Source organism: Streptomyces sp. NPDC051578 (genome assembly GCF_044454045.1).
GTDB lineage: Bacteria > Actinomycetota > Actinomycetes > Streptomycetales > Streptomycetaceae > Streptomyces.
Genome location: NZ_JBITDH010000001.1, coordinates 763,200 through 772,133, shown reverse-complemented (window position 1 = coordinate 772,133; position 8,934 = coordinate 763,200). Strand labels below are relative to the sequence as shown.

7 protein-coding genes and 2 tRNA genes are annotated in these 8,934 nt (G+C 73.6%); 7 read left to right on the top strand and 2 right to left on the bottom strand.

Going from position 1 to position 8,934, the window contains the following annotated elements:
* Positions 1-341: 341 nt before the first annotated feature.
* On the top strand, positions 342-1,148 hold the full coding sequence (locus ACIA6C_RS03485) for an Fpg/Nei family DNA glycosylase (RefSeq protein WP_399272596.1): 807 nt from the start codon (positions 342-344) through the stop codon (positions 1,146-1,148).
* A gap of 10 nt (positions 1,149-1,158) precedes the next feature.
* Here ACIA6C_RS03485 and ACIA6C_RS03480 read toward each other — a convergent pair whose 3' ends face one another.
* A complete protein-coding gene (locus tag ACIA6C_RS03480; protein ID WP_366083482.1) occupies positions 1,159-2,394 on the bottom strand; it encodes a GNAT family N-acetyltransferase in 1,236 nt (411 codons plus the stop codon).
* Between the two features lie 144 nt (positions 2,395-2,538).
* Between ACIA6C_RS03480 and ACIA6C_RS03475 the strand changes: the two genes are divergently transcribed.
* From ACIA6C_RS03475 to ACIA6C_RS03460, 4 genes are all read left to right on the top strand, one after another.
* Entirely contained in the window at positions 2,539-3,654 is a 1,116-nt protein-coding gene (locus tag ACIA6C_RS03475; protein ID WP_399272594.1) for a PP2C family protein-serine/threonine phosphatase, read from the top strand.
* 777 nt (positions 3,655-4,431) lie between these two features.
* Entirely contained in the window at positions 4,432-5,826 is a 1,395-nt protein-coding gene (locus ACIA6C_RS03470; RefSeq protein ID WP_399272592.1) for a pyridoxal phosphate-dependent decarboxylase family protein, read from the top strand.
* A complete protein-coding gene (locus tag ACIA6C_RS03465) occupies positions 5,823-6,278 on the top strand; it encodes an HD domain-containing protein (RefSeq protein WP_366080991.1) in 456 nt (151 codons plus the stop codon). The genes ACIA6C_RS03470 and ACIA6C_RS03465 overlap by 4 nt, the downstream gene beginning before the upstream one ends.
* A gap of 166 nt (positions 6,279-6,444) precedes the next feature.
* Complete coding sequence (locus tag ACIA6C_RS03460) at positions 6,445-6,639, top strand: hypothetical protein (protein WP_136216973.1); 195 nt, start codon at positions 6,445-6,447, stop codon at positions 6,637-6,639.
* Between the two features lie 86 nt (positions 6,640-6,725).
* Here the strand turns inward: ACIA6C_RS03460 and ACIA6C_RS03455 are convergent.
* A tRNA-Gly gene (locus ACIA6C_RS03455) sits at positions 6,726-6,796 on the bottom strand.
* Positions 6,797-6,986: 190 nt separating this feature from the next.
* Here ACIA6C_RS03455 and ACIA6C_RS03450 point away from each other — a divergent pair.
* Both ACIA6C_RS03450 and tig read left to right on the top strand, forming a co-directional pair.
* Positions 6,987-7,063: transfer RNA gene (locus tag ACIA6C_RS03450), tRNA-Pro, on the top strand.
* Positions 7,064-7,261: 198 nt separating this feature from the next.
* On the top strand, positions 7,262-8,656 hold the full coding sequence (tig, locus tag ACIA6C_RS03445; RefSeq protein WP_361136911.1) for a trigger factor: 1,395 nt from the start codon (positions 7,262-7,264) through the stop codon (positions 8,654-8,656).
* Positions 8,657-8,934 lie beyond the last annotated feature (278 nt).

The following is an 8,934-nucleotide window of genomic DNA, read 5'->3' as shown; positions in this document are numbered from 1 at the left end:
CAACAGCCCCCCCCCAACCCACACCCCCGCCGCCCCCCCCCCCACCCCGCCCCCCCCCCCCCCGGGCTGACCCCCCGCCCCCGCGGGGCGGGGCCGCCGCCCCCCCGGCGCCACGGCCGTTTGCGGGGCTGCCGGGCCGTTTGCGAGGCTGCTGGTCGTTTCGGCGGCTTGCCGGGCCGTTTTGCGGCTGCACGGCCGTCCCGGGCCCCGTGGGCGGGCCCGGCCTGCCCTGCCGGCTGCCCGGCCGACCTGCTGCCCGCCGGTCCGTCCCGCCGCCTTCCGTCGCCTTCCCGCCGCTTTTCCCGTCCGCCTTCCCGCTCGTCGCCGTGAGGAGCCCCGCCGTGCCCGAGGGGCATACGATCCACCGCCTCGCCCAGGACCACACCGCGCGCTTCGCCGGACGCCCGGTGCGGGTGAGCAGCCCGCAGGGCCGGTTCGCCGAAAGCGCCGCCCTGCTCGACGGGCGCACCCTGGAGAGCGCCGAGGCGCACGGCAAGCACCTCTTCCTGGAACTCGGCGACGCCTGGATCCACATCCACCTCGGCCTCTTCGGCAAGCTCGGCTTCGGCCCGGCCCCGGCCCCGCCCGCCACCGACACGGTCCGGCTGCGCCTGGCCAACGAGGACCACTGGGCCGACCTGCGCGGGCCGACCGCCTGTGCGTTGCTCGGCGAGGACGAGAAGAAGGCGATACACGAGCGGCTCGGCCCCGACCCGCTGCGCCCGGGCGACGACCCCGACCGGGCGTGGAAGCGGATCTCCCGCTCCCGTACGACCGTCGCCGCGCTGCTCATGGACCAGAAGGTGATCGCGGGCGTCGGCAACGTCTACCGCGCCGAGGTGCTCTTCCGGCACGGCATCGACCCGTACCGGCTCGGCAAAGACCTGACGCGGGCGGAGTGGGACGCCATCTGGACCGACCTCGTGGCCCTCATGCGCGAAGGCGTACGGAACAACCGGATCGACACCGTCCGCGACGAGCACATGCCGGAGGCCATGGGCCGCCCGCCCAGGGTCGACGACCACGGCGGCGAGGTGTACGTCTACCGGCGGGCGGACATGCCCTGCCACGTCTGCGGGGGCGAGATCCGCACCGCCGGCCTCGCCGCCCGCAACCTCTTCTGGTGCCCGGGCTGCCAGATCCGCTAGGCCGGGCGATTCAGAACCCGTGGGGGAGCCAGGGGGCCACATCGCCCGCGAAGGCCCGCGAGGCCGCCGCCAGCGCGCCCGGACGCAGCTCGCGCACGCGCCCGGCGCCGGCCAGTGAGGTCAGCGTGATCCCGCCCAGGTACGCCGAGCCCAGGTCCCGCACCGACAGCTCCAGGTCCACCGGGTCCGCGCTGCGCACGCAGGACGCCGTCCCCTCCGGCCCGACGCGCAGCCGCCACCGCCCCTCGTTCCACGGGCAGAACGCGTCCTCCACCTCCAGGACCACGTCCAGGGGCGTCCCGTACCTGCGCGCCTCCAGCGCCGCCCCGAGGTCCACGAGCCGCACGTACAGCGCGTCGCGCGGGTTCGGTCGGCACCGCCGTACATCGCTCACCAGGTGCAGCACCGGATCGTCCGCCGGGCGCCCGGTGGCCCGCACGGCCGTGGTCAGGTCGATCCCGCAGAGGTAGCGCCACAGCGCCGCGTACGCCGCCGGGTCCAGCGCGTCGAGATCGGACACCTCCACCTTCCCCGCCGCGCCGGTCAGCTCCCACTCGGGCTTCACCCGGTAGCGGGCGTAGCCCGCCACCTGCCCGTCCGGTCCCTCGGCGAGCACGCACTTGAGCGGTGAGGCCCCCGCGCGCAGCGACTCCGGGTCGAGCAGCCCCTGGCGCTCCCAGCCCGGCTGCCGGGCGGGCATCCCCGGCCGCCGCGCGAGCAGGGCGGCGTAGACCCGCTCGCAGTCGGCCAGGGCCTTCTCCGGCTCCACGAGGCGCAGTCGGACCGCGTCCGTCCCCGGCGGCACGCAGAGCCGTACCCGGCTCGTGTCGATCTCCAGCGCCAGCGCGTAGGTTCCGGTGCCGTAGCCGAACCGTCCGTAGATCGCCGGCTCCGAGGCCGTCAGCACGGCGAGCGGTTCACCACCCGCCCGGATGTCGTCCAATTGGCGGCGCATCAGCGAAGTCAGCACCCCGCGCCGGCGGTGGGTCGGCGCGACGCCCACCATCGTGACTCCCGCTGCGGGCACCAGCACCCCGCCCGGCGCCGAGAGCCGGAAGCTGAACGCGCCCGCCGAACCCACGCAGTCCCCGCCGTCCCACACCGCGAGCGAACGCTCCAACTCCGTGAGGGACTTGTACAGTTCACGCTCCTCGGGGGACTCGGGCACACCGCCGAACGCCAGTTCAAGGTGGTCGTACCAGACATCCCACTCATCAGCCTGCAATACCCGCGTCTCAAGACCCATATGCGCATCCTTATCAGGGCAATCCCGTCCAGTCGAAGCGATTTCTCCCCTAGGCGGGCCCCAGGTCCGGGGGTACCCCTGCGCGCGCACAGCCAGGATGGATAGGGTCCCGAAGCAATGGCCGGAGCACGTGTGGAGACGCTCATGGCCCGGACGCGCATGCTGTCGCACCGGGCGCGCACCGGGCTGCGCAAATCCGCCGTCGACTACTTCCGCGGTGACGCCTCCGACTGGCTCGCGTTCGGGGGCCTGCTCCTGACCGTGCCCGCGATCGCGTTCGGCACACTGATGCTGCCCGTCTGGTTCTCGCCGTCGGCCCTCGTCCTGCCGATCGTGGCGGGCGGCCTGCTGCTGCGGCCGGCCAGCCTGCTCGCCCTGTACGCCGCCTCCGCCGTCGCCCTGATCGTGGAGGCGCTCGTACTGGGCCCGTACACGGAGGGGCCGGCCCGGGTCACGCCCGGCACGGTGCTGGTGGTGGCGGCCTGCGGGTTCTTCGGGCTGGTCATCGCCCAGTTCCGCAGCCGGGTCGGCGTGCCGTGGCGGCGCGGCGGCACCATGCTGTTCGACCTGCGCGAACGGATCCGGGTGCAGAGCAAGCTGCCGTCCCTGCCCTCCGGGTGGCACCGCGAGATGGCCCTGCGGCCGGCCGGCGGCCAGTCCTTCTCCGGGGACTTCGTGGTGGCCGCCCGCACGAACGGCGGCCGGACCCTGGAGGTCGTCCTCACCGACGTCTCCGGCAAGGGCATGGAGGCCGGCTCCCGCGCCCTCCTCCTCTCCGGGGCCTTCGGCGGACTGCTCGGCGCCCTGCCCCCGCACGGGTTCCTGCCGGCCGCCAACGGCTACCTGCTGCGCCAGGACTGGGAGGAGGGCTTCGCCACCTCCATCCACCTCGTCCTGGACCTGGAGACCGGGGACTACGAACTCCTCTCCGCGGGCCACCTCCCCGCCCTCCAGCTCTCCGCGGGTACCGGCCGTTGGCGGGAGGTCTCCGGCGAGGGCCCGCTGCTCGGCGTCTACGACGGCGCGGAATTCACCCCGGCCCGCGGGAACCTCCGCCGCGGGGACGTCCTGATGCTCTTCACGGACGGCCTGGTCGAAACCGCGGACCGCGACATCAGCGAGGGCATCGACCGCCTGACGGGCGAAGCCGACCGCTACGTGGCCGCCGGCTGGGACGGTGCGACGTGGCACCTCATCGAAAAGGTGGCCAAGGACGTCAACGACGACCGCGCCCTCCTCCTCATCCGCCGCTCCCCCTGACCGCCCCGCCGTCATCCGCGACCGGCCACTCCACCCTCGCGGCGTCCGGGGCCCGGCCACTCCACCCTCGCGGCGTCCGGGGCCCGGCCACTCCACCCTCGCGGCGTCCGGGGCCCGGCCACTCCACCCTCGCGGTGCTGGGGCCGACATCCCCAGCCTCGCCGGCGTTTGAGGCGCGGGGTGGGGGGGGGGGGCCCCCCCCCCCCCGCGCCCCCGGGGGCGCGTGGGGCACGCGGGCGGCCCGCGCCCCTCGGCCCCCCCCCCCCCCGCGCGCCCCGCGGCCCCCCCCCCCCCCCCCCCCCCCCCAAGGCCCGGCGCAGCCGGGGCCGCTTGCGCCACGGCGCGGCACCGGACCCCCGCACCCCGCGCGGTGTTAGGGGCGCGGCATTTCCAGCCTCGCGGCGTCCGGGGCCCGGTAACTCCAGCCTCGCCGGCGTTTGAGGCGCGGGGCGCGGGGCGGAGCCCCGCAAGGCCCGGCGCAGCCGGGGCCGCTTGCGCCACGGCGCGGCACCGGACCCCTGCACCCCCCCCCGGCGCGGCGTCCGGGGCCGGCAATTCCAGCCTCGCCGGCGTTTGAGGCGCGGGGCGGAGCCCCGCAAGGCCCGGCGCAGCCGGGGCCGCTTGCGCCACGGCGCGGCACCGGACCCCCGCACCCCGCGCGGTGTTAGGGGCGCGGCGGAGCCACGGATACCCGGCACCCCGCCCCCACGCCCAGGGAAGGCCACCCACCGCCGATTGGCCCACCCCCGCCCCCCACCCCCCGCATACCGTGCCTCAATGCACCCCACCCTCGCCGCCGACCTCGCCCGCCTCCCCGCCCTCCTCGACGCCACCCGCCAGGCCGCCGCCGAGGCCCTCGCCACCCTCGACACCCGCCCCGTGATCCCCCCAACCCCGGCGGAGCCACCCCTCACCCCCGAACCCCTCCCCGACACCCCCGCCGGCACCGAAGCCACCCTCGCCGCCTTCCGCACCCGCTGGGCCCCCCGCCTCTCCGCCTCCGCCGGCCCCCGCTACCTCGGCTTCGTCACCGGCGGCGCCACCCCCGCCGCCCTCGCCGGCGACTGGCTCACCGCCGCCCACGACCAGAACAGCAACTCCGCCCTCGACGGCGCCGGCCAGGACCTCGAACGCGAAACCGTCACCTGGCTCCGCGACCTCTTCGCCCTCACGCCCGCCCACACCGGCACCTTCGTCAGCGGCGCCACCATGTCCAACACCACCGGCCTCGCCATCGCCCGCGAGTGGCTCGGCGAACGCCTCGGCGTCTCGCCCTCCAACGACGGCGCGGCAGCCCTCGGCCCCGTCCGCGTCCTGTCCGGCGCCCCGCACTCCTCCATCGCCAAGGCCCTCTCCCTCCTCGGCCTCGGCCGCCGCGCCCTGGTCCCCGTCCCCACCCTCCCCGGCCGGGAGGCCGTCGACCCGGCCGCCCTCGACCGGGCGCTGGCCGACACGCCCGGCCCCGCCGTCGTCGTCGCCAACGCCGGCACCGTCAACACCGTCGACTTCGACGACCTCCGCGCCATCGCCGCCCTCAAGACCCGGCACGACTTCTGGCTGCACACCGACGCCGCCTTCGGTGCCTTCGCCGCGCTCTCCCCGGACCACGCCCACCTCACCGACGGCCTCGACGCCTCCGACTCCGTCTGCGTCGACCTGCACAAGTGGCTCAACGTCCCCTACGACAGCGCCGTCCAGTTCACCCGCCGCCGCGACCTCCAGGCCCGCGTCTTCCAGAACGCCGCCGCCTACCTCGGTCCCCTCGGCGACCACCCCGACCTGGTCCACCTGACCCCCGAGAACTCCCACCGGCTGCGCGCCCTCGCCGCCTGGTTCACCCTCCGCGCCTACGGCCGCCAGGGCCACCGGGAGATCGTCGAGCGGGACATCGCTTGCGCCCGCGCCCTCGGCGCCGAGCTCTCCGAGGACCCGGCCCTCACCGTCCTCGCCCCCGTCCGCCTCAACGTCGTCTGCTTCACCCTCTCCGACGCCCCCACCCCCGCCCGTCTCACCGCCCTCCGCGAGGCCGTGCGGCAGGAGGTGTTCGTCACCCCCACCGTCTACGCGGGAACCCCCGCCCTGCGCGCCGCGTTCTCCAACTGGCGCACCACCGAGGCGGATGTGCGCCGGGCCGCCCAGGCCCTCCGTACGGCAGCAAGGGAGCTCACATGACGGACCGGGCCCTGACCCTCCTCGAAGTGGAGGCCCTCGCCCGCGCGGCGCACGAGGGGCAGACCGACAAGGCCGGCCGTCCCTACGCCGAGCACCTCGCCGCCGTCGCCGAGGGCGTCCGCCTGCGCGGCGGCACGCCCGAGCAGCAGGCCGCCGCCTGGCTCCACGACGCGATCGAGGACCACGCCCTCACCCCCGCCTGGCTGGAAACGGCCGCCCTCCCCGAGGGGGTCAAGGCCATGGTCCTCGCGCTGACGAAGATCCCGGGCGAGCCGGTCGAGGAGTACACGGCCCGCATCCTGGCCACCGAGGGCGCCCTGCTGGTCAAGGAGGCGGACCTGGCGCACAACGCCGACCCCGCCCGCCTCGCCGTCCTGGACCGCCCCACCCGCGACCGGCTGTCCGCGAAGTACACGTATGTCCGCTCGCTCCTCGGCCTGCCCACCCCCTGACCCCCGCCCCGCGCCCGAAACGTGCGGCCCGAACCTGCCGTTGGCGGAAAACCCGCGATGGCGATTCGTCACGAGACGGATAGCCGGGCCCGGTTGGTGGGAGGATGGTCCTTGTGGGGGCAAGCGCCCCAGGCCGACCAGGGGACGACCGAAGGTGTGATCAGTAGTGGCCATTTCGCTGTCAGTGGTGGTTCTGTTGGCGATCATTTTGGTGGTGCTGATCCGCGGCAGCCACATCAAGGCCGGCCCCGCGATCGTCGCGGTCCTCTTCGGCTTCTTCCTGGCGTCCAGCTCCATCGCCCCGGACGTCAACCGCTTCCTGAACTCCCTGGCGGACACCATCGCCGGCATCAAGCTCTGACCGGGCGCCCCCGGGGGGCAAGCCGGCACGAAAACGACGGAGGGCCGGGCGGAGGAAACATCCTCCGCCCGGCCCTCGGCCACAAGAGCGGGTGACGGGAATCGAACCCGCGTAGCTAGTTTGGAAGACTAGGGCTCTACCATTGAGCTACACCCGCAATACGTGCGCCGCAGGTCCGGGGACCGCGGCACGGACAGCATACTAGCGGGTCGGGCGGGGGGATCGCACACCGCATTTCGGTCCGCCGTCGTGGCGGCGTCCGCGGGCGGGGCCCGGTGCGGGGCGCGTTCCGTGGGGAACCGGCGTGTCGGACCGTCTTCGGGCATGTACCCTACGTGTCGCACCGACGGGGTGTGGCGCAGCTTGGTAGCGCGTCCGCTTTGGGAGCGGAAGGTCGTCGGTTCGAATCCGGCCACCCCGACCAGTAGCACCTTCTCCACACAGTGTCCCCGGGCACGCCCACCGAAGATCGCCGCGGTGATCGCGTTGTGGGCTGATTGCCGCTTGCGGTTACTATGCAAGCTGCGTGCCCGTGTGTCTGATGCCGGGCCGAATCCGCCGAACCGCTGAATCGCAGCGCGACGGCAGAACCCCCAGCAGTCAGCCACAAGGAGACCGAACCGTGAAGAGCGCCGTGGAGACCCTGAACCCGACTCGGGTTCGGCTCACTGTTGAGGTGCCCTTCGAGGAGCTCAAGGACAGCCTCGACGCGGCCTACAAGAAGATCAACCAGCAGGTCACGGTGAAGGGCTTCCGCAAGGGCAAGATCCCGGCCCGCGTCATCGACCAGCGCTTCGGCCGCGGTGCGGTGCTGGAGGAGGCCGTCAACGACGCCCTCCCGAAGTTCTACACCGAGGCCGTCAACGAGGCCGACCTGAACCCGCTGGGCCAGCCCGAGGTCGACATCACGGAGCTGAAGGACGGCGAGCTGCTGGCCTTCACCGCCGAGGTGGACGTCCGCCCCGAGATCGAGATCCCGGACTACTCCGGCATCGAGGTCACCGTGGACGCCGTCGAGGTCACCGACGAGGACGTCGAGAAGTCGGTCGAGCAGCTGCGCGGCCGTTTCGCGTCCACCAAGGACGTCGAGCGCGCCGCCCAGGACGGCGACGTCGTCACGATCGACCTGGAGGCCAAGGTCGAGGGCGAGGTGCTGGAGGACGGTGTCGCCCAGGACGTCTCCTACACCATCGGCTCGGGCGAGCTCCTCGACGGCATCGACGAGGCCGTCAAGGGCCTGGAGGCCGGTGGCGAGGCCACCTTCACCTCCCAGCTCAAGGGCGGCTCCGCCGAGGGCAAGGACGCCGAGGTCACCGTCAAGGTCACCAAGGTCTCCGCTCGCGAGCTGCCGGAGCTGGACGACGAGTTCGCGCAGATGGCGAGCGAGTTCGACACCCTCGAAGAGCTCAAGGCGGACAGCCGCAAGCGCCTTGAGAACATGAAGCAGTACGACCAGGCCACCCAGGCCCAGGAGCGCGTCCTGGAGAAGTTCCTGGAGCTCGCGGAGATCCCCGTCCCCGAGAAGCTGCTCGCGGACGAGGTCCAGACCCGCAAGCACAACCTGGAGCACCACCAGCTCGGCCAGATGGGCCTGAACCTGGAGAAGTTCCTGGAGATCCAGGGCAAGACGGTCGAGGAGTTCGACGCCGAGACCTCCGAGCAGGCCGTCAAGGGCATCAAGACCCAGTTCCTGCTGGACGCCCTGGTCAACAAGGAGAAGCTGGGCGTCAACCAGGAGGAGCTCACCGAGCACCTCATGCGCCGCGCGCAGTCCTCCGGCATGTCCCCCGACCAGTTCGCCCAGGCGGTCGTCGAGGGCGGCCAGGTCCCGATGCTGGTCGGCGAGGTCGCTCGCGGCAAGGCCCTCGCAGTCGTCGTCGAGGCCGCCAAGGTCGTCGACACCAACGGTGAGGTCGTCGACCTCTCCGACGACGAGGACGAGGTCGAGACGGCCGCCGAGACGGTCGAGGCGGCCGTCGAGGCCGACGCCGAGACCGAGGGCGACGAGGCCAAGTAACACCCCCGGGCGGGCCTCGGGCCCCGTCCACCCGGCATGCCCCGGAGGGCCCGGACGCGACCGCGTCCGGGCCCTCCGCCGTACCGTGGGAAAGGGCCCGGGACCTTGCGCTCCGAGCGAACAGTTCGGGAAGCGGGATGGCGTTGTCCGACCTGCGCGTTAGGGTCCATGAATACGAGGGCACGGGATTACCCGACGCCGGCGGACATCGTCCGCACCGGCTGGTCCGCGCCCCAGAACGAGACGCTGAGACGGCATGTGGCCGTCGGAGACGAGCA

Bases quoted from the DNA above. Each gene is read 5' to 3' on its own strand.
- ACIA6C_RS03480 (WP_366083482.1), bottom strand. From the start codon at position 2,394: ATGGGTCTTGAGACGCGGGTATTGCAGGCTGATGAGTGGGATGTCTGG.
- ACIA6C_RS03475 (WP_399272594.1), top strand. From the start codon at position 2,539: ATGGCCCGGACGCGCATGCTGTCGCACCGGGCGCGCACCGGGCTGCGC.
- ACIA6C_RS03470 (WP_399272592.1), top strand. From the start codon at position 4,432: ATGCACCCCACCCTCGCCGCCGACCTCGCCCGCCTCCCCGCCCTCCTC.
- ACIA6C_RS03465 (WP_366080991.1), top strand. From the start codon at position 5,823: ATGACGGACCGGGCCCTGACCCTCCTCGAAGTGGAGGCCCTCGCCCGC.